The following is a 22,054-nucleotide window of genomic DNA, read 5'->3' as shown; positions in this document are numbered from 1 at the left end:
CTCAAACCCCTTCGCTCATCAGTTGTTTCCGTGCTGCGCCGGGATCTGTCATTGCTCCCACGACCGGAACTCGCGCAACCGCGCGGGCGCGATCACGGCTTCCAGGGCCGGATCGTCGATCGCGCCACCGCCCAGGGCCGAGACCAGCCTGCGGGCCGGGATATTGCGCGGGGTCACCTCGGCGATCACGCGCACCGCCGGATGGCCGAGGGCTTCGGCACGTTCGGCGAGGAAGGCCAGCAGGCGTTCCTCCACGCCACGGCCGAGCGCCCGGCAGCTCATATGCCAGCCGGTAACACGCAGCGCATCCGCCTCCGAGCGCAGCGCGAGCAGCCCGATCTGGCCGTAGTCGCCGAAGCGGTCGCGGGCCGCCACGGTCCACACCTCGCCGTCCCGCCGCCACTGGGACAGTTCGCCCTCGACGACCTTGCGCAATGCGAACTGATTGGTCCGGCGAATGAGCTGGGCCGCCCGCTCCTCGGTCTGCTCGGAAACCTCGGCGATATCCACCACCAGGTCGAGTTGTTCCAGGAATTCGGCGAATTCGGATTGCGCGCGGATGGCGTCGCGGTCCTGTTCCTGCCGGTAGAACTCGGCGCGCGCGGCATCCTCCCGGGTGCGGGCGATCGGGACGATCGGCCACAGGCGAGTGAGCAGTGCGGGCAGTTCCTCGACCGGCGGACAGGTGATGCTCAGCACTTCGGGGCGGGCGGCGCGCATGGCGGCGATCTCGACGGGGTTGTCGTCGAAGAACACGAAACTGTCCACACCCAGATTGAGCTGTGCTGCGATCTCGGTGAGACGATCGGACTTGCGATGCCAGCCCGCGGAGATCGCGGCGAAGTGCTCGGCGCGCAATACCGCATCCGGTCGATCCAGTACCGCACGTACCGTGTGCTCGTCGTTATTGCTGATCAATGCCAGCAACACACCGGAATCCCGCAGTCGCAGCAGTTTTCGAGCCAGTTCGGCACGAGCCCCGGTGAGATCCACCTGCTCCGGACCGATTTCGCCCGCGACACCGCTCCACAGCGTGTGATCACCGTCGACCGCGATCACCTTGGGCAGTTCGGTGTGTACCCCGCGTAGGACATCGGCGACGGTAAGGGCAACCACCGCTTGGAATTCCGCACTGAACGGCAGGTGCGCCAGTTCCTCGGTATGCCGATCGAATGGCTCGGCCACCGCGTGCACGCGGGTCCAGTCCCGCGGGCGCACCACCGCGATGCCGGGCAGCTCGGTGAGGCGTTCGGCGAGCGCCTCGGTCCAGCGGGTGAACCGTTCCTCGGCCGCCTCCGCAGGTGTCGGCAGCAGGCCGACCACGATCGGCACGCGAGTGCGCTCGACGAGTGCGGCCAGCGCCGCCGGATAGGCCTCGGCCAGTTCCACCAGCTGCTCATCGGACAGCGGCCCGAAGCGTGCGAAGTCGGCGACGCGCATCAGGACCACGCCCGCGTCGATTCCGGATCGGCGCAGTACACCCGCCGGATCTCGCAGACTCGCCAGCACCTGGTGATACGGCGCCTCCAGCACGACGGGCCCGGAGGTGCGGTCGGGATAGACCTCGGAGCAGGCGTACCCGAGCAGGCCGGGCAGGTCGCCGAGCGCGAAGGAGGCCGAGATGGCCAGGGTCGCGGGAGCTTGCGCCGCCTCCACACCGATCACGGTGGCGGGTGCGGCTGGGACGGCGGAGACCTGCGCCGGGGTCTGCGGGTCGGCCACCGCTTCGGCCAGCGTCGCGACGTAGGCCGCGCCGAGCGCGGCGCCCGCGATGTCGTCGATAATGTCGTGGTTATAGGTCAGCAGCACGCTCTGGAGGTCGGCCATGACGGTAACCATCAGATCCAGGTCGGAGTAGCCGACACCGGCGGGTACCAGCTCAGCACGCCGGAATCCGGTATTGGATCGCAGATAGTTGAAGTACACCTCCACCATGGGGGCGTTGTCGCGGTACAGGCCCTCGGCGGCGAGCGCCGCCAGCGTGTCGGAGAAACCCGCGCCCTCACCGAGCAGTCGGTGTAGACGAGATCCGGTGCGCCGCAACACATCCACTATTCGATCCGTCGGCTCCACCGCTGCCGGATACGGCACCGGAACCCCGAAATAGCCCACCCCGTCGAATGATTCGACATGAATGCGGGTATCCACGGGAACCGCCAGCACGAAACGACCGGCCTCGCGCAGGCGGGCGAGTTGTACGGTCAGCGCGCCCAGGAAGAAGGCGGCGGGGGTGACGCCCAGCTCCTTGGCGCGTTCGGTGATCTGCTCGAGCAGTCCGTCCGGCAGCGTCGCCACGGCGGTACCGGCCCGGTACGAGCGGGTGGCGGGGCGCGGACCCGACAGGGTCAGGTCCAGCCTGCGGCTACCGGTGAATTCCGCACGCCAGTCCGCGTTCTCGACGACGGGACCGCCCGGCTGTGCCCGCAGCAGATCGTCGAAATCGCGGTTGGACGGCCGCCCCGGTGTGAGCGCGCCCGCCAGTTCGGCATCGACCTCGGCCGCGACCAGCAACATGGACTGGGCGTCGCATACGCTGTGGTGCGCACCGAAAACGAGCACTTGATCGCCGGACGGGGCGTGCAGCAGTTCGAAGCGCCACAGCACTCCGGTGGCCGGATCGAACCGCGGCTCCATCAGCCGGCGCAGTCGGTCCGCGACCGTCTCCGCACCGCATTCGGGCACCGGCGTCCAGCGCAGCAGCGGACCGAGTGGTTCGCGATGTGCGACCAGTTCGCGGCCGTGTTCGGCGCTCGGCTCGATCGTCAGCCGCAGTGCGGCGTGACGTGCGGCGAGCCGCAGCAACAGCGCGCCGAGTTCGGGTTCCGTGGTCGGCGTGCCGCCCAGCCGAATGGCCAGGCCCAGGGTGACCGCCGCGGTCGGCACCCCGTGGCCGCTGCGCAGCAGGCGCATGACATCGCGGGTCGCGGGCGCACGTGTCTGCTCGGGCAGTCCGGGTTCGAAAGCCACGCCGAGTCCGGCGAGAACACCTGTCGCACTGAGCCGTTGCAGCGGCGTCGTCGCCAGTAGCTCCCGAATGCCCCGCTCGTCCAGGACGGTCAGGGCCGGATCCGCGACCGGTGCGGGCGCGGCCGGAAGTGATTGCGCCGGAACGCTCGCGGCGATCTCGGCGGCCAGAAAGCGGGCCAGCGCCGCGGGCGTGGGATTGTCGAAGATGGCCGGGAGCGGAATCGGTAAACCGGTGGCCGCGCGCAGGCCATTACGCATCTCCACGACCATGAGCGAGTCGAAGCCCAGGCTCTGGAAGGTGCCGTCCGGGTCGATATCGGACGGGTTCAGCTGTCCGGCCGCCCGTGCGGTGAGCTCGCGAACCAGGTCCAGCGCCGCCGCCACACCCTGCTCGGCGTCGAGCCCGGCGAACCGGGCCACGAAAGACACGGGGTCGTCCGTCCGGGAGCTCACCGCGGACACCGCCCGGCGCGGCCGGACCGGCACCAGGTCGCGCACGAGCGGCGGCAGTACCGGGGATTGCCGCAGCGCCTCGATATCGAGGCGAATGGGCACCGTCACCGGTTGGTCGACGCTGAGCCCGGCGTCGAACAGATCCAGCCCGCGCTGCGGTGAAATCGATTGCACACCAGCGTGTTTCAGGCGCAGGCGATCGGCTTCGGAAAGTTCTCCGGCCATGCCGGTGTCCCACAGACCCCACGCCAGCGAATGCGCGGACAGTCCCAGCGCGTGCCGGTGCGTGGCGAGAGCGTCCAGGAAGGCGTTCGCGGCCGCGTAGTTGGCCTGCCCCGGTGAGCCCAAAGTGCCTGCGGCGGAGGAGAACAGCACGAACAGCTCGAGGTCCAGATGTGCGGTGGCGTCGTGCAGGTGCAGGGCCGCGTCCACTTTGGGACGCAACACCCGGGCAACCTGTTCACCGGTGAGGGCGGCGACGGTGGCATCGTCATTGATTCCGGCCGCGTGCACCACACCGGCCAGACGCCGGCTCCCGATCAACTCCCGCACCTGGGCGGCATCGGTGACATCACACGCGGCGAAGGTGACCTCGGCCCCGAGTTCGGTGAGCGCCGTGCGTAATTCGCCGGTGCCCGGCGCATCCGCACCCCGGCGGCTGGCCAGTACCAGCTCCTTCACGCCGTACGTGAGCACCAGGTGGCGGGCGATCAGCCCGCCCAGCGCACCGGACGCGCCGGTCACCAGCACCGGGCCGCTCAGACCCGGTCGCGGTTCCGCGACACCCGCGATGCGCACCAGACGCGCCCGGTGTGCCTTGCCGTCCGAGAACAGCACCTGAGGTTCCCCGGTGGCGAGCAGTGTGGAGATATCGGCCGCGTTCAGCTCGGAAGCACTGTCCACCAGCGTGATTCGCTCCGGATTCTCCGACTGGGCGGACCGCACCAACCCCCACACCGCCGCGCCCGCCGGATTCGGCACATCCGCGCCGGGCAGCGCCACCGCACCGTGGGTGCGCACGATCAGATGCGCGCGCGCGAATCGCTCGTCGGTGACGAAGACGCGCAAGGCAGCCAGCGTGTCGCCGACCGCGGTGTGCACCGCATCCGCGTCATTGCCGGAAGCCGGTGCGAGCACCAGGACCTCGGGGATCCGGTCGAGATCGCCGAGTTCGCTCCACGACGCGACGCCGCGCGCAGTGCCGCCATTCGCGAGCGAGAACGACTGCCATTCCAGTCGATAGAGGTCGCGGTGCCGCTCGGCGGGCCGGGCGGCGGCCAGCTGTTCCGGGGTCACCGCCTGCACGTACAGCGAATCCACCGACAGCACCGGCGTTCCCGCGCTGTCGGTCGCGGTCAGCGTGAACAGATCCGGTCCCGAGCGCGCCAATCGAATGCGCAGGGCCGTCGCCGCGGAGGCCGCCAGCCGCACCCCGGACCAGGACAGCGGTAGCACCACCCGGTCGTCGGCATCTTCGAGCAGCGCCAGTGCGTGCAGTGACGCGTCCAGCAGTGCGGGGTGCAGCCCGTACTCGGCGGCGTCGCTGTGGGCGCTCGCCGGCAACGTGATCTCGGCGAAGATCTCATCCGCGCCGCTCCAGGCCGCGTGCAGGTTCTGGAAGGCCGGGCCGTATCCGTAGCCGCGCGCGGTCAGGTTCGCATAGAAGTCCGGCACCGCGACGGGCGTGGCTCCCGCCGGTGGCCAACTGTCGAATCCGGTAATGCTCGAACCGGTCTCGGCGGTCAACACGCCCTGCGCGTGCGTGGTCCACGACGACTCGTGCTCGGCGGACCGGGAGTAAACGGTGAAGGCGTGATCCGCGCCGGACTCGGCGCCTTCGACCACGACCCGCAATTGCGTCTCGGTGTCGGCCGTCAGCACCAGCGGCGCGGCAAGCACGAGTTCACGCACCACCGGACGGTCGATCTCGTCACCGGCCCGCATGGCGAGTTCTACGAAGGCAGCACCCGGCAGCAGTACCGTGCCCGCGACCGCATGGTCGGCAAGCCACGGCTGTGCCTGCGTCGACAGCCGGCCGGTGAACACCAGGCTGTCCGAGTCCGGCTGTGCCAGCACGGCGCTCACCAACGGGTGTCCGGTGCCGACGAGGCCGAAATCGCCTGCCGCGCCGGCGGTCCCGGTCGGTTCGAGCCAGTAGCGGGATCGCTGGAAGGGGTAGGTCGGCAGCTCCGCGCGCCGGCCACCGCGAGTCTGTTCCGCCCACTCCACCCGGCCACCCGCGACGAACAGCCGCGCCGCCGAATCCAGGAAACGAGGCAATCCACCGTCGTCGCGGCGCAGCGTGCCGCCGACGAAGACGGTTTCGGTTTCGGTCAGCGATTCGAGAGTTTCGGTGATCACCGAATTCAGCACCGCGTGCGGGCCGACCTCGAGAAAGGTGCGGTGACCGTGCTCGAAGGCGGCACGCACGGCATCGTGCAGCCGAACCGGTTCGCGCACATTGCGATACCAGTAGTCCGCATCCAATTCGCCGGTGCGCAGCGCGGTTCCGGTGACGGTCGAGAAGAACTCGATCTCGGTTCCGGCGCCCTCGACCTCGGCGAATACCTCGGTTAGCCGTGCCCGTACGGCATCGATTCGATGGGAATGCGAGGCGTAGCGGATCGGCACTCGCCGGGCCCGAATATCCTGCGCCGCAAACAGTTCCAGCAGCTCTTCGATGGCATCGGCAGCGCCGGATACCACGGTCGACCCGGGGCTGTTGAACGCGCCGATCTCCAGCGCACCGTTCCAGCGCGCGATCAGCTCCCGCACCTCATCGGCCGCCATCGCGATCGACACCATGCCACCGGTATCCGCCAGCGGCGCCAGCGCCGCCGCGCGCAGGGCCACCAGCCTGGTGGCCGCGCGCAGCGAGAGCGCGCCGGCCACGTACGCGGCGACGATCTCACCCTGGGAGTGTCCGATCACCGCGGCCGGCCGCACCCCGTGCGCGTCCCAGAGCCGGGTCAGCGCGGCCATGACAGCGAACAGGGCGGGTTGCACCACATCGAGCCGGTCCAGCTCCGGCGCGCCCGGAGCGCCATGCAGCACCTCGAGCAGTGACCAGTCCACGAATTCGGCCAGCACATCGGCACATTCGCGCAATGCGGCGGCGAAAACGGGTGCCGAGTCGTACAGCTCGACCGCCATGCCGGCCCACTGCGCACCGTGCCCGGAGAAGACGAAAACGGGTGCTCCGAGCTCACCGGCCGAACCGCGCACGACCGCGGCGGCGTGTTCGTCATTGCCGAGCATGCGCAGGCCCGACAGCAATTCGGCACGGCCGGAACCTATGACGACAGCACGCTCGCCGAACAATGATCGCGCCGAGGTCAGCGTGTGTGCCACATCGAGCGCGCCGAGGTCCGGGTGCCGCTCCAGATACGCGAGCAACCGAGCCGCCTGCGCCGGGACCGCCGCGGCCGTGCGCGCGGACAGCACCAGCGCCGTCGACCGTGGCTCCGCACGCACCGGCGCCGGGACCTCGGCGCCTTCCGGAGCCTGCTCGACAATGAGGTGCGCATTGGTGCCGCTGATGCCGAACGACGAAATACCGGCTCGCCGTGGCTTGTCCGAGGGCTCCCACGGACGAGCTTCGGTGAGCAGCTCCACGCGCCCGGCCGTCCAGTCCACATGCGTACTGGGCGCGTCCACGTGCAGGGTGGCGGGCAGTACGCCGCGGCGCAGCGCCTCCACCATCTTGATCACGCCCGCCACACCGGCCGCGCCCTGGGTGTGGCCGATATTGGATTTCACCGAACCCAGCCAGAGCGGATGATCCGCCGCGCGATCACGGCCGTAGGTCGCAAGCAGCGCCTGCGCCTCGATGGGATCGCCCAGGGTGGTGCCGGTGCCGTGCGCCTCCACCGCGTCCACCTCGGCGGCGCTGATTCCGGCGTCCGCGAGTGCGGCGCGGATCACGCGCTGCTGCGAGGGCCCATTGGGCGCGGACATGCCGTTGCTCGCACCGTCCTGATTGACCGCCGATCCGGCCAGCACCGCGAGCACCGTATGCCCGTTGCGCACCGCGTCCGAAAGCTTTTCCAGCACGACGATTCCCGCGCCCTCGGCCCAGCCGACACCGTCGGCGGCCGCCGCGAACGCCTTGCAGCGCCCGTCCGGGGACAGGCCGCGCTGGCGCGCGAATTCCACCAGCGTGGTCGGGGAGGACATGACGGTCACACCGCCGGCCAGGGCCAGTGAGCATTCGCCCGCGTGCAGCGCCGCGGCCGCCAGATGAATCGCCACCAGCGAGGAGGAGCAGGCGGTGTCCACGGTCAGAGCCGGACCTTCGAGACCGAGCGTGTACGCCACCCGGCCCGAGACCACACTGCCCGCGTTCCCGGTAGCCAGATAGCCTTCCGCCGCGGGGGGCACGCGGCCCGCCAGGCGCAGCAGATAGTCCTGGTACATCACGCCCGCGTAGACACCGGTCGAGCTGCCGCGCAAGGTTTTCGGGTCGATCCCCGCGTGTTCGAGTGCCTCCCAGGACACTTCGAGCAGCAGTCGCTGCTGGGCGTCCATGGCCAGCGCCTCGCGGGGGCTGATATCGAAGAACGCGGCATCGAAATCGGCTACGTCACGCAGAAATCCACCGCCGCGCGCATAGGTCTTCCCGGTGGCTTCCGGATCCGGGTCGTACAGATTCGCGAGATCCCAGCCGCGGTCCGCCGGAAATCCGGACACCATATCGCTGCCCGCCTCGACCGCCGACCACAGATCGCCGGGGGATTCGATACCGCCGGGATAGCGGCAGCCGATGCCGACCACGGCTATCGGTTCCCGGCGGCGCGCGGCCAGCTTGCGGTTGCTCGCCCGCAGTTTCTCATTGTCGCTCAAGGCCGCCCGTAGCGCCTTGACGATCCGCTCATCGGACGCGGTCATCTCGCAACTCCCCTACTGCTCGAATTCATCCGCGCCGGTGGCCGCGTGGCCCCCGAGCGCCATCTCGATGAGCGACTCGACATCGAGTTCCTCGATTTCCGTTGCGGCACCGTCGATCTCATCCGGATCGAGGTCGGTCTCCGCGGGCTCGGTGAGCGCCAGAATGGCGTCGAGCAGCCCCGTGCGCCGCAGCTGATCCATCGGAATCCGCTGCAGCACTTCGCGAATGCGAGCATCCTCGGCGTCCTCGGCCGGCTCCGACGGCGCGGGCTGGATCGCTCCGACGAGGTAGCGCGCCAGCTCGAGCGGATTCGGATAGTCGAAAACGGCTGTGATCGGCAGCGGCAGGCCGGTCTCGGCCCGCAGCGCATTGCGGAACTCCACCGCCATGAGCGAATCGAAGCCGTAGCTCTGGAACGCCCGGTCCGCCTTGATTTGCGCGGCATCGGCGTGCCCGAGTGCGGCGGCGGCCTTGGCACGCACCAACTCCAAGGTGATCTCCACCGCCGCCTCGTCCGATATCCCGGCCAGACGCGCCGCGAATCCGGCCGCCAGCGCCGGATCCGCTTCCGCGGCGGCGCGCGGTGACCGCGGCCGCACCAGCCCGTGCAGGACGGGCGGAATCTGCGGCAGCGCCTGCAGGGCGGCGAGATCCCAGCGGACCGGAATCGGGACGGCCGTATCGACCCCGATCGCCGCGTCGAACAGTGCCATTCCCGCATCCGGCGAGATCGGCCGGAGCCCGGACCGGCGCAAGCGGAGTCGATCGGCCGCGCTCACCGCATCGGCCAGACCGGTTTCCCACATACCCCAGGCCAGCGCGTGCGCGGGCAGGCCCTGGGCCCGGCGCTGCCCGGCCAGGGCGTCCAGCACCGTATTGGCGGCCGCGTAATTGGCCTGCCCTGGTGCGCCGAGCGCCCCGGCGATGGAGGAGTACAGCACGAACAGCGCGAGATCCTCGTTCGCGGTCAACTCGTGCAGGTGCAGTGCCGCATCGACTTTCGGCCGGAGTACCGCCGCGAGCCGGTTCGGCGTCAATGCGGTGATAGTGGCGTCGTCGACCACACCGGCGGTGTGCACGACCCCGGACAATCGCACGCCGGCCAGCAGTGCTTCGAGCGCATCGCGATCGGCCACATCGCAGGCCGCGAGCGTCACCTCGGCCCCGAGTTCGGTCAACTCCGATACCAATTCCGGTGCACCGGGCGCTCGATCGCCGCGCCGGTTCACCAGCAGCAGTCGTCGCACCCCGTGGGCGCGGACCAGATGCCGGGCGAGCACGGCTCCCAGCGCGCCGGTCGCACCGGTGATCAGCACCGTGCCATTGCCGAGCGACGGCCGTTCCGCGGGTGCGGCACTTGGAATCCGTTGCAGCCGAGGCACATACCCCTGGCCGTCGCGGAGCAGCAACTGCGGCTCCCCGCTGGCGATGGCGGCGGCGATATCGGCGCTGTCATCGGTGTCCACCAGGACTATGCGGCCGGGATGCTCGGATTGCGCCGAGCGGGCCATACCCCACATGGCCGCACCGGACAGGTCCAGCACGTGCTCACCGTCGCGGGCCATGGCGCGCTGGGTGAGTACGACCAAGCGTGAGTCGGCGAATCGCGAGTCGGTGAGGAATTGCCGCAGCGTGGCCAGCAGATCGGCGGACGCGGTATGCACGGCCTCGGCCGAATTTCCGGGAATACCGTCGTAGACAATGATTTCCGGGACCGCATCGGTCAGTTCACGCCACGCCACCGCGGACGGGCGGGCCACGGCTTCGGGCAGCCGCACCGGAGTCCAGTCCATTCGGTACAGGTCCCGGTGTGCGGCGCCGACCGTCAGCTGATCCGGCGTGATCTCGCGCGTGAGCACCGAATCCACCGCGAGCACCGGCCTGCCGCCGGTATCGGTGGCGTCGAGCCGAAGCGTATCGGTGCCGGAACGGGTGATGCGCACCCGCAGTACCCGCGCTCCGGCCGCCGCCAGGGTCACGCCGGTCCAGGCCATCGGCAGCAGAATCCGGTCATCGTCCTGTTCGAAGGCCATGACATGCAGTGCCGCGTCGAGCAGGGCCGGGTGCAGGGCGAACCGGCCGGCCTCGCGCTGAGCGGAATCCGGCAGCGCGACCTCGGCGAAGTAGTCGTCACCGGTACGCCAGGCGGCGCGCAGACCACGGAATTCCGCACCGTAGGTGTAGCCGCGCCCGGCCAGGCGCGAGTAGACATCTCCGATATCGAGCGGTTCGGCGCCGGCGGGGGGCCACGCCGCGGTTGCGGCGCCGAGCTCCGGCGCGCTGTCGCCGAGTACGCCGTCGGCATGCCGAATCCATTGCGCCTCAACATCATCGGCGAGACGTGAATATACGGTGACGGTGCGGTCACCCGCTGCTCCGGGCGCACCGACCACTACCTGGATATGCACGCTCCCGTGTTCGGGAATGACCAGGGGGGCCTGCAACAGCAGTTCACGCACCATGGGCGCGCCCACCTCGTCACCCGCGCGCACCGCGAGTTCCACGAATCCGGTACCGGGTAGCAGCACCGTACCGCCGACCACATGCCCCGCCAGCCACGGCTGGGCGCGCAGGGACAGTCGGCCCGTGAGCACCAGCGCCTCCGAATCAGGCTGCGCGACAATCGCTCCCAGCAGGGGATGGCGGGCGTCGCGCTGGCCGAGTCCGCCCGCGTCACCGGTCGCGACGGGTGCGTCCAGCCAGTAGCGCGACCGCTCGAACGCATAGGTGGGCAGGGCCACCCGGCGCGCACCGGTGCCGGCGAACAATTCCGCCCAGCGCACATCGGTCCCCGAGACATGCACGCGCGCAACGGACTCCAGCAAACGCTCCCAGCCACCCTCGCCACGTCGCAAGGTGCCGCCGGTGAAGGCTTCCGCGCCGGTGTCCACTTCGTCCAGGGTTTCGGAGGTGACCGCCACCAGCGCGGGATGCGGACTGATCTCGAGGAAGGTGCGGTGACCCGCATCCCATGCCCGGCGCACCGCGTCCGCGTATCGCACGGGTTCGCGCACATTGCGGAACCAGTAGGCGGCGTCGAGCTCGGCGGTGTCGTAGAGCTCCCCGGTCACCGTGGATATGAACCCGAGTGATCCGGCGCGCGGCGAGATCTCCGCCCACGCCGCCTGGAGTTCGTCCCGGACAACATCGATATGTGGTGAGTGCGAAGCGAATTCAATGGCGATCCGCCGCGCACGCACGCCGTCGGCACGGTACCGGTCCTCCAGTTCGTCGAGCGCGGTCAACTCGCCGGAGATGACCGTCGACACCGGACTGTTGACACCCGCGATGACGACCCGCTCGCCGTAGGCCGAAAGATGCTCGCGCACCTGCTCTTCCGCGAGACCCACGGACAGCATGCCGCCCGCGCCGGCCAGCGGCAGCAGAGCCCGCCCGCGCAACGCCACCACCAGCGCGGCATCGCGCAGCGACAGTGCGCCGGCGACGTAGGCGGCGGCGATCTCACCGAAGGAATGGCCGATCACCGCGGCGGGTGTCACACCCATCGAACGCCAGAGCTCGGTGAGCGCCACCAGCACCGCGAACATGACCGGCTGCACCACGTCCACCCGGTCCAGGGGCGGCGCACCGGGCGTACCGCGCAGTACATCCAGCACCGACCAGTCCAGGAATTCCGCCAGCGCGGCCGCGCACACCGCCAACTGCTCGGCGAATACCGGTGCGGTATCGAGCAGTTCGGTCGCCATCCCCGCCCATTGCGCACCGTGACCGGGGAACAGGAAGACCGGTCCACCACCGGTGTCCGAATGCCCGCGCAGCACACCCGGGGCGGTCCGCCCCGCGGCGGCAGCCCGCAAACCCGCGAGCAGCTCGGTACGGGTGGAGCCCAGCAGCACCGCCCGTTCGGCGAAGTTCGAACGGGTGGCCGCCAATGACCAGCCGATGTCGGCGGCGTCGAAGTCGGGATCATTCTCGAGTTGTTCCAGGAGCCGGCCGAGCTGTGCGGTGAGCGCCGCCTCGGACGCGGCCGCCAGCACCCACGGTGTGACCGGAATCCGTTGCCGGGCAGCGTTATCGGTGATCTCGGCGACCGGCGGCTCCTCGAGCACGAGGTGTGCGTTGGTGCCGCTGATGCCGAAACTGGAGATCGCCGCCCGGCGCGGCCGTTCGCCGCGCGGCCAGGGCCGCTGCTCGACGAGCAATTCCACCGCGCCGGCCGACCAGTCCACATGCCGGCTTGGCATGTCCACGTGCAAGGTTCCGGGCATGACACCGTGGCGCATGGCCTCGATCAGCTTGACCACCCCGGCGATACCGGCAGCCGCCTGCGCGTGGCCGATATTGGATTTGATCGAGCCCAGCCACAGCGGATCGCCCGCCGCGCGGTCCTGACCGTAGGTGGCCAGCAGCGCCTGCGCTTCGATGGGGTCACCGAGAGTCGTCCCGGTACCGTGCGCCTCCACCAGATCGACTTCGGCCGTGCTGATTCCGGCATCGGCCAGCGCTGCCCGAATGACCCGCTGCTGGGCGGGGCCGTTCGGCGCGGTCAGCCCATTGCTCGCGCCATCCTGATTGACCGCCGAACCGGCTACCACCGCCAGCACCGGATGACCGTTGCGCAGCGCGTCGGAAAGTCGTTCCAGCACAACGACGCCCACGCCTTCGGAGAATCCGGTTCCGTCCGCGGCATCGGCGAACGCCTTGCAGCGGCCGTCCGCCGCCAGACCCCGCTGCCTGGCGAAACCGGTGAACACCTGCGGCGAGGACATCACCGTCACGCCACCCGCCAGCGCCAGTGAGCATTCACCCAAGCGCAGTGCCCGCGTCGCCAGGTGCATGGCCACGAGCGAGGAGGAGCAGGCCGTATCCACACTCACCGCCGGACCTTCCAGGCCCAGTGTGTAAGCGATCCGCCCGGAAGCGATCGAGAAGGTGCTGCTCTCGCCGAGATAGGCCTCGACCTCATCGGGGACGGCGCCGGTCAGCCGGGCCGCGTAATCGGCGTAGGTAACCCCGACGTACACACCGGTCGCGGTGCCGCGCAATGACTTCGGCTCGATGCCCGCCCGTTCCACGGCCTCCCAGGACACTTCCAGCAGCAATCGCTGCTGCGGGTCCATGGCCAGCGCCTCACGGGGCGGGATGCGGAAGAATTCGGCATCGAAATCGGCTATGCCGGAGAGAAATCCACCGGCTCGCGCATAGGTGGTGCCGGGGGTGGCCGGATCCGGATCGTAGAGCGCGTCGAGGTCCCAGCCCCGGTCCCGCGGGAACTCCGAGAGCACATCACGACGCTGCTCGACGATGTCCCAGAGTTCCTCGGGCGTGGTCGCGCCGCCCGGATAGCGCAGGCCGACACCGACGATCACGACGGGATCCGTATCGACCGCGGCACCGGCCGGAGACACCGTAGTCGCTTCCGAATCGGGTGTGCGCGTTCCAATTTCGGCGAACAGGTACTCCGCCAGCGCAACCGGTGTCGGGTAGTCGAACACCGCGGTGGCGGGTAGTCGTACCCCGACGGCGCTCTGCAGCCGATTGCGGAATTCGACCGCGCCCAGCGAGTCGAAACCCAGCTCCTTGAAGGTGCGGTCGGGCGCGATCGACTCGGGCCCCGAATGTCCCAGTGCCGCGGCGGCCTGGGTGCGGATCCGCGCCAGCAGCACCTGCCGCTGTTCCTGCGCACCGCGCCCGGCGAGCTCGGCGACGATACCGGTCGCCGTACCGGATGCGGCGGTCTCCACGGTCCGGCGCGTGGCGCGGACCAGCGTGCGCAACAGCGGCGGCACCGGGTGCGAGCGGGCGATGGCGGCGTGATCCAGTCGCACCGGAAGCACCAGCGTCTGGCCGGAAGACAGTGCGGCGTCGAAGAGTTCGAGACCCTCCCCGGTGGACAGGGCGAGTACTCCGCCCCTGCTCATCCGGGCACGGTCGCGACCGTCCAGGTGGCCGCTCATCCCGCCGGACTCTTCCCAGAACCCGTAGGCCAGCGAGACCGCGGGCAGTCCCCGCTGGCGGCGCTGCTGGGCGAGCGCATCCAAGAAGGTATTGGCCGCGGCGTAGTTCGACTGTCCCGGTCCGCCGAGCACGCCTGCGGCCGAGGACAGCAGTACGAAGGCGGAAAGCTCACTCGCGGCGGTCAATTCGTGCAGATGCCAGGCGGCGTCGACCTTGGGACGCAGGACGGCCTCGACGCGCTCCGGCGTCTGCGCGGTGAACAGCGCGTCGTCGAGCACACCCGCGGCGTGCACAACCGCGGTCAGCGGATGCTCGGCGGGCACCTGCGACAGCAGCTCACGCAATGCGTCGCGATCGGCGATATCGCAGGCGGCCACCCGCACCCGGGCGCCGAGTTCGGCCAGTTCCCCGACCAATTCGCTCGCACCCGGCGTCTGCGCACCGCGGCGGCCGGTGAGCAGCAGGTGCCGCACGCCGTACTCGGTCACCAGGTGCCGCGCCAGCCGGGAGCCGATCATGCCGACACCGCCGGTGATCAGCACGGTGCCATCCGGATCGAGGGGGGTGGGCACGATCAGCACGTTCTTGCCGATGTGCCGGGCCTGGCTCAGCCCGCGCAGCGCCTCCGGGGTGCTGCGCACATCCCACGTGGTGGTCGGCAGCGGTCGCAACGCGCCGACCTCGAACAGCTCCAGCACGGCGGTCAGAATCTGCTGCAGGCGCTCGGGGCCGGCGTCCATCAGGATGAACGGGTGGTAGCCCACGCCGGGATAGCGAGCCGCCGATTCCGCGTCATCGCGCACATCGGTAAGGCCCATCTCCACGAATCGGCCACCGGGAGAAAGCAATCGGAACGAGGCGTCGATGTACTCCCCCGCGAGCGAGTTGAGCACCACGTCGACCCCGGTGCCGCCGGTCACCGACCGGAACCGGGACTCGAACTCCAGACTGCGCGAGGACGCGATATCCGAATCCGCGAAACCCATATCGCGCAGCACATTCCACTTCGCCGGAGCGGCGGTGGTGAGCACCCGCGCACCCAGGTGCCGGGCGAGCTGCACCGCGGCCATGCCGACACCGCCGGTGGCGGCGTGCACCAGCACCGATTCACCCGCGCGCAGGTCCGCGAGCTCGACGAGCGCGTAATAGGCGGTGGCGAAGACGATCGGAACCGAGGCGGCCTCGGCGTACGACCAGCCGGTCGGGATCGGCACCACGGTGCGCCGGTCCGCGACCACCGTGGCCGCCACACCCGCGAACAGACCCATCACCCGATCGCCGGGCGCCAGATCGTCGATGTCCGGGGCGACTTCGACGATCACGCCCGCGCCCTCACCACCGAGAGGTGCGTCCGCATCGGGGTACATGCCCAGCGCGATCAGCGCGTCACGGAAGTTCAGGCCCGCGGCACGCACCGCGATGCGGACTTCGCCGGGCGCGAGCGCTCTCGCCGCGGCGGCGGTGTCGTCGGTGAGCACGACATTGTCCGCGTGCAGGGTGCCGCCCCCCAGCTGCGCCAATCGCCAAGGCGCCGTGCGGGTATCGGGGCGATCGCCCAGCAGGGTGGCATTGCCGACGATCCCGGCGCCGAGCCGGCCCAGGCGCGGGGCGTAGGCGATACCGCGCCGCAGCGCGAGCTGAGGTTCGGCGGCGCCCGCCGCCAGGGCGATCGCCGGTTCGATGCCGTCGCGATCGTCGATATCGAGCAGGATGATGCGCCCGGGCTGTTCGGTCTGCGCCGAGCGCAGCAGGCCCCACACCGCGGCCTGCGGCAGCCCGGGCAGGCCGTCGAAACCGTCGACGGCCACCGCGCCGAGGGTGACAACCACCAGCGTGCGGTCCTGCGGTGCGGTGGCCAGCCACCGCTGCACCCGCTCCAGCACCTCGATCGTCTCGGTCCGCACCTGCACCGCGAGATCCGCCGTGCCTGCGGTGCGTTCACCGGGGAATGCGGCGCCGGCCAGCGGCAACACCGGCTGCGCATCCGAATCCGGTTCGGCGACAGTGATATCCACCCAGTCGATGGCGGCGCTGTCGCCGGACCCGCGCACCGCGACCCATTCCACGCCGTACAGGGCGTCGCCGCCCGCCGAACCCGCCGACCGCACCGCACCCGGAGCCGTCGCGCGCAGGGTGAGAGAGTCGATATCCGCGACCGGTGCACCGTTCGGGTCGGCGAGCCGCACCCGCAGATCGGTGTCTCCGGTGCGGGTCAGGCGCACCCGCAGGGCGGTGGCACCGGTCGCGTGCAGGGTGACGCCGGACCATGCGAACGGCAGCAGTACCGCGCCCGGGGCGATGTCGAAGCCGGCCAGCGCGGCGGCGTGCAGCGCCGCGTCCAGCAGTGCCGGATGCAGGCCGAAGCCCTCGACGCTCAGCCCCTCCGGCAGCGCGACCTCCGCGAACAGTTCGTCATCGTGACGCCACAGGGCGCGCAGGCCGCGGAAGGCCGGACCGTATTCGTAACCGCGCTCGGTCAATCCGGGATAGAAGTCCGCGAGGTCGACCGGTTCCGCACCGCTGGGCGGCCAGGCGGTGAGCTCGGCGGCGGCGGTGTCATCACCGGTGCCGAGCACACCCCGAGCATGCTGTGTCCACGGCGCTTCGACGTCCGCGCCGGGGCGCGAATACACCGTGACGATGCGATCGCCGTGCTCGTCCGGGCCACCGACACCGATCTGGAGCTGGGTGGCGGCGTCCGGCGCGATCACCATCGGCGCGTTCAGCACCAGCTCGCGCAGTACGGTCGCGCCGACCTCGTCACCGGCGCGCAGCGCCAATTCCACCAGCCCGGCTCCCGGTAGCAACACGGTGCCCGCCACCGCGTGATCGATCAGCCAGGGCTGCGAGCCGGAAGCCAGGGTGCCGGTCAGCGATACGCCGCCGGTTTCCGGATTCGGCACCACCGCGCCCAGTACCGGGTGTGCCGATACCGACAGCCCGAACCCGGCCGGATCAAGGCGCGCGGGTTCCATCCAGAACGATCGCTGATCCCAGGCGTAGGTCGGCAACTCCGTCCGGCCCCGTGCCGGAATCAGCGGGGTCCAATCCAGTTCACGCCCGGCGACATACAGCTCGGCCAGCGCACGGTCCAGGCAGCGCGGCCCGTCTTCGTCGCGGCGCAGCGATCCGGTCGTCACCACCTCGTGCTCGGTATCCTCGGCGATGGTCGCGATCGCGGTGAGCATCGACGGGTGCGCGCTCAATTCGACGAAGTACCGGTAGCCGTCGCCGAGCATGCGCTCGACGGTGTCGGAGAAGCGCACCGGCCGACGCACATTGTCGAACCAGTATTCGGCGGGCAGCGATTCCTGTACCAGCTCACCGCGGACGGTCGAGTACCACCCGAGAGTGGTTGGGCGCGTGTCGATTCCGGCCAGCACCGCCGCCAGGGGCGCGCGCAGCGGTTCCATGAACTCGGTATGACTGGCACGATCGACGTCCAGTCGTCGCACGAACACCCGATCGGCTTCGGCGGCGGCGACCAGCGCCGCGATCGCGTCGGCCTGCCCGCCGACCACTGTGGCCCGGCGGCTGTTGATCGCGGCGATGGACAGCGTCCCGGGAATACCGGTGAGGCGCTGCGCAACCTGCTCGGCGGGCAGGCCGATGACGGCCATGGCACCCGACTCGCACACCTCGGCCTGAATCAGGCTGCGCTGGGCGACAATTGTCGCCGCATCGCGCAGGCTCAGCGCCCCGGCGATGTAGGCCGCGGCGATCTCACCCTGACTGTGCCCGACCACCGCATCCGGTTCGACACCGGCGGCACGCCATTCGGCGGCCAGCGACACCATGACCGCGAACAACAGCGGCTGGATATATTCCACCCGCTCCAGCGAAACCTCGGTCTCACCACGCAGCACCGCGACGGCCGACCAACCGGTCTGGATACGCAATACGGCATCGCAACGTTCGAATTCCGCGCGGAACACCGCCGAGCGCTCCAGCAGATCCCGCGCCATGCCGACCCACTGCGCCCCCTGGCCCGGGAATACGAAGGCCAGCTTGCCGTCGGCGAACGCGTCGGCCGCGCCGCGCACCACGCCGAGGTCGGCGCGATCGGTCGCGAGCGCATCCAACCCGCCGATCAATTCGCCGCGGTCCGCGGCGATGATCATGGCGCGCTGCTCGAAGTGAGTGCGGTGCAGGGCGAGCGAGCGCGCCAGGGTCTGCGGGCGCAGCTCCGGATCGGCTTCCACCAGCGCCAACAGGCGTCGCGCCTGACCGCGCAACGACGCATCGCCGCGGGCCGATACCGGCACCAGCGCGGCCTCGCGATCCGGCGCACCCTCGGTCGACCCATCGTCGGGAACCGGGACTCGCGCTTCCTCGAGAATCACGTGCACATTGGTGCCGCTGATACCGAAGGCACTCACGCCGGCGCGGCGCGCGCGCACACCCGGGGCCCACGGTGTCGGCGCGGACTGCACCCGCAGCCCGCTGGTCTGCCAATCCACCTGCGCGGTGGGCGTTTCCGCGTGCAGGGTCGGGGGCAGCAGCTGATGTTGCAGTGCCAGCACGGTTTTGATCAGGCCGCTGACGCCCGCGGCGGCCTGGGTGTGGCCGATATTGGATTTGAGCGTGCCGACACCGACGGTGTCCCCCGGCGCCCGGCCCGGCCCGAAGATCCGCGCCAGGGCGCGGCCCTCGATGGGATCGCCCAGCCGGGTGCCCGTGCCATGGGCTTCCACATAGTCGATGTCGCCGGGCTCGAGCCCGGCAGCGGCCAGGGCGGCGCGCACCACCTGTTCCTGGGCCAGGCCATTGGGAGCGCTGAGTCCTTGACTGCGTCCGTCCTGATTCATGGCCGAACCGCGCACCACCGCGAGAATCCGGTCACCGTCGCGCCGCGCGGCGCCGAGCGGTTTGACCATGATCATGGCCGCGCCCTCGGACCACACCGCGCCATCGGCGTCCGCACCGAAGGCCGCGGTCCGGCCGGACGGGGAAAGTACGCCCAGCCTGCTGAATTCGACATGCGACGCGGGTGAGACCAGCAGTGTGGCACCGCCGACCAGTGCGGTGTCGCAGTCACCGGCGCGCAGCGCGCGCACGGCCAGATGCAGCGCGGCGAGCGATGACGAGCAGGCGGTGTCCACGGTAATGGCCGGACCGTGGGTGCCGAGGGTATAGGCGATCCGCCCGGAGGCCACGCTCAGCGCCGAACCGGTGCCGATATGGCCGTTCATCTGTTCCAGCCCGGCCCCGGACAGATAGCCGCTGCCGTAGAGACCGAGGAAGACACCCATCGAACTACCCGCGAGCGAGCGCGGATCGCGTCCGGAGCGTTCGATGGCCTCCCAGCTGAGCTGCAATAGCAGGCGCTGTTGCGGATCCATGGCGGCGGCCTCGCGCGGTCCGATTCCGAAGAAGGCCGCGTCGAAAAGGTCTATGCCGTCGAGGAATCCGCCGCGCAGAGTGTACGCCTTGCCTGCGGCTTCGGGGTCCGGGTCATACAGGCCCGCACGCTCCCAGCGCCCGTCCGGAACCTCGTCGACCACATCGCGGCCGTCGATCAGCAACTGCCACAGGTCTTCCGGATTCTCAACTCCGCCGGGGAGACGGCAGGCCATGGCGATGATGGCGATCGGCTCATCGGAATCCCGGTCCGGTGTGAGCAGCAACGGCTGGGCTGCCGCGGCCGAGCCCAGTGCCGTGGAAATCGCGGCGATGGTCGGGTGCTCGAATACCACTCCGGTGTCAACGGTCCGGCCCAGCAGATCGGACAGATCGGTGACGATTTCCACCAACCCTCGCGAACCCACACCGAATTCGGCCAGGGGGCGATTCACGTCGATGCGTGCGGCGGAAACCCCGGTACGGGCGACAATCGCATCGATCAGCCAGGTCCGGATGGCCTCGGCCGACTGATCCGCCGCGGCCGGGGCCGGGGCCGTTACCGGCACGGTGGTCACCGGCACGGATATCGCTGCCGCAGAACGCTGCTCCGGCGCCGCGGCCGTCCGCTCGACAATTCGCAGCGTGCCGTCGAGGAAGGCCGAGCGGCAGGCCTGACGCTGAATCTTGCCGCTGCTGGTCTTGTGGATCGTGCGTGGCGGGATCAAAACGACCGCGTGCAAAGGCAATCCGTGTTCGGTGCCGATGGCGGCACGGATCGCCGCTTCGGCGTCCTCCAGTTCCGCCGCATCGGTGGACTTCACCTCGGCGACGACCACCGGCCGCTCGCCGTCGTCCCCATCGATGGTGAAGGCGGCGATACAACCCGCTCGCACGATGGCGTGCGCCGACTCGACGGTTACCTCGAGATCCTGCGGGTAGTGATTCTTGCCGTCGACGATCAGGACATCCTTGACCCGTCCTGTGACGAAAAGCTCTCCACCCCTGAGGAACCCGAGGTCTCCGGTGCGCAGGAAGGGGCCGGTACCGTCCGCCAGCGCGGCTTCGAACACCTCACGTGTGCGTTCGGGATGCCCCAGATAGCCGTGGGCGATACTCGCACCGGCGGCCCAGATCTCGCCGACCGTGCCATCGGGGCACGAGATCCCGGTGTCGGGGTCGGCGATTACCACCGTGGTCCCGGACGGCGCCCGGCCCGAACCGACCCACTCCAGCTGTGCCTCGTCGCCGGTTCGCCCGATGATCACCGGCTCCCGGCCTATCCCGCCACTGCCCGTGATGATCAGCGTGCCTTCGGCGAGACCGTATACGGGAAGCAGTGCCCGCGAATCGAATCCGGCCGGAGCGAAGGTGGTGGCGAAACGGCGCAGCGTATCCGCGCGCACCGGCTCCGCACCGTTGAAGGCGACCCGCCAGTTCCGCAGGTCCAGCCGTTCCAGCAGTTCCGGCGTGGTTCGCCGCATTGCGAGCTCATAGCCGAAATTCGGTGCGCCACTGGTGTGTGCGCCGAATTCGGAGATGGCGGTGAGCCAGCGATCAGGCTTCTCCAGAAAGTGCTGCGGGGCCATCAGGGTGCTGGTCGCACCCTGATACAGGCTCTGCAGAACCGGGCCGATGAGCCCCATATCGTGAAAGACGGGCAACCAGCTGGCGAAGAGATCGCCGGGCCAGTCGGCAACCAGTTCGGGGGTGTGTGCGAACGCCTCGGCAATACCGGACTCGTTGTGCAGCAGATTGCCGTGCGTGACGACGACTCCGCGCGGTGCGGAGGTGGAACCCGAGGTGTACTGCAGGAATGCGACCGAATCGGGTCCGAGATCGGGGACCCGGTACGCCGCGGCCAGTTCGTCGCCGATCTCCTCGGTCGCCACCCAGGTAGCCGTTGCCAGCTCGGCCAGCTCCGGCATTTCGGCGACCACCCCGGCGAGGGCATCGACAACGGGCCGGGTGGTGAGCACGACCTGGATCTCGGCATCGGCCATCATCTGCCGCAGCCGGCGCAGCGCACGATTGAGTTCGTGCAACTGCGGCAGCGGCGCGGGCACCGCGACGACCGAACCGATGGCACAGCCGAGGAAGCCGGACAGGAATTCCAAGCCCGGCGGATAGAGCAGCAGCGCACGCTTATCGGTGAATCCGCGATCCTGCAACCAGGCGGCGATCGCTTGCGAGCGGCGTTCGAGCCCGGCGTAGGTGATGGTGTGGATTACCCCGCCGACTTCGCCGGTTTCGAGGTAACGGTAGGCGATGCGATCGGGCTGGAGCGAACTCCCCGAAGCAAGGACATCAGCGAACGAACGATACATCAGCAGCACTCACCCTCGTCGTACCACGCCAGCGCCACTGCAAGCGACACAAGGTATTTCGTCAGTCGGTCAGGTGTCGATGGCTACCGGAGCATATGGCCACAAACGTGGGCGCGACCAGGTCGAACGCAGCGAGATATCGACGATCGGGTTGTCGATC

2 protein-coding genes are annotated in these 22,054 nt (G+C 69.6%); both read right to left on the bottom strand.

The features are described 5' to 3' along the window. Positions 1 to 48 precede the first annotated feature (48 nt). Positions 49 to 8,307: an HAD-IIIC family phosphatase gene (locus tag ACFC4D_RS36960; RefSeq protein ID WP_376070449.1), complete on the bottom strand. Its 8,259-nt coding sequence runs from the start codon at positions 8,305 to 8,307 to the stop codon at positions 49 to 51. Between the two features lie 12 nt (positions 8,308 to 8,319). Further along, on the bottom strand, positions 8,320 to 21,894 hold the full coding sequence (locus ACFC4D_RS36955) for an SDR family NAD(P)-dependent oxidoreductase (RefSeq protein WP_376070446.1): 13,575 nt from the start codon (positions 21,892 to 21,894) through the stop codon (positions 8,320 to 8,322). Positions 21,895 to 22,054 lie beyond the last annotated feature (160 nt).

This window comes from Nocardia sp. NPDC056000, from assembly GCF_042269265.1.
In the GTDB taxonomy this organism is placed as follows: domain Bacteria; phylum Actinomycetota; class Actinomycetes; order Mycobacteriales; family Mycobacteriaceae; genus Nocardia.
Note: the sequence above shows the minus strand (reverse complement) of the source record. Positions and strands in the feature narration are given on the sequence as shown.

Excerpts from the sequence above, each read along its gene's own strand:
- ACFC4D_RS36955 (WP_376070446.1), bottom strand. The coding sequence starts at position 21,894 with ATGTATCGTTCGTTCGCTGATGTCCTTGCTTCGGGGAGTTCGCTCCAG.
- ACFC4D_RS36960 (WP_376070449.1), bottom strand. The coding sequence starts at position 8,307 with ATGACCGCGTCCGATGAGCGGATCGTCAAGGCGCTACGGGCGGCCTTG.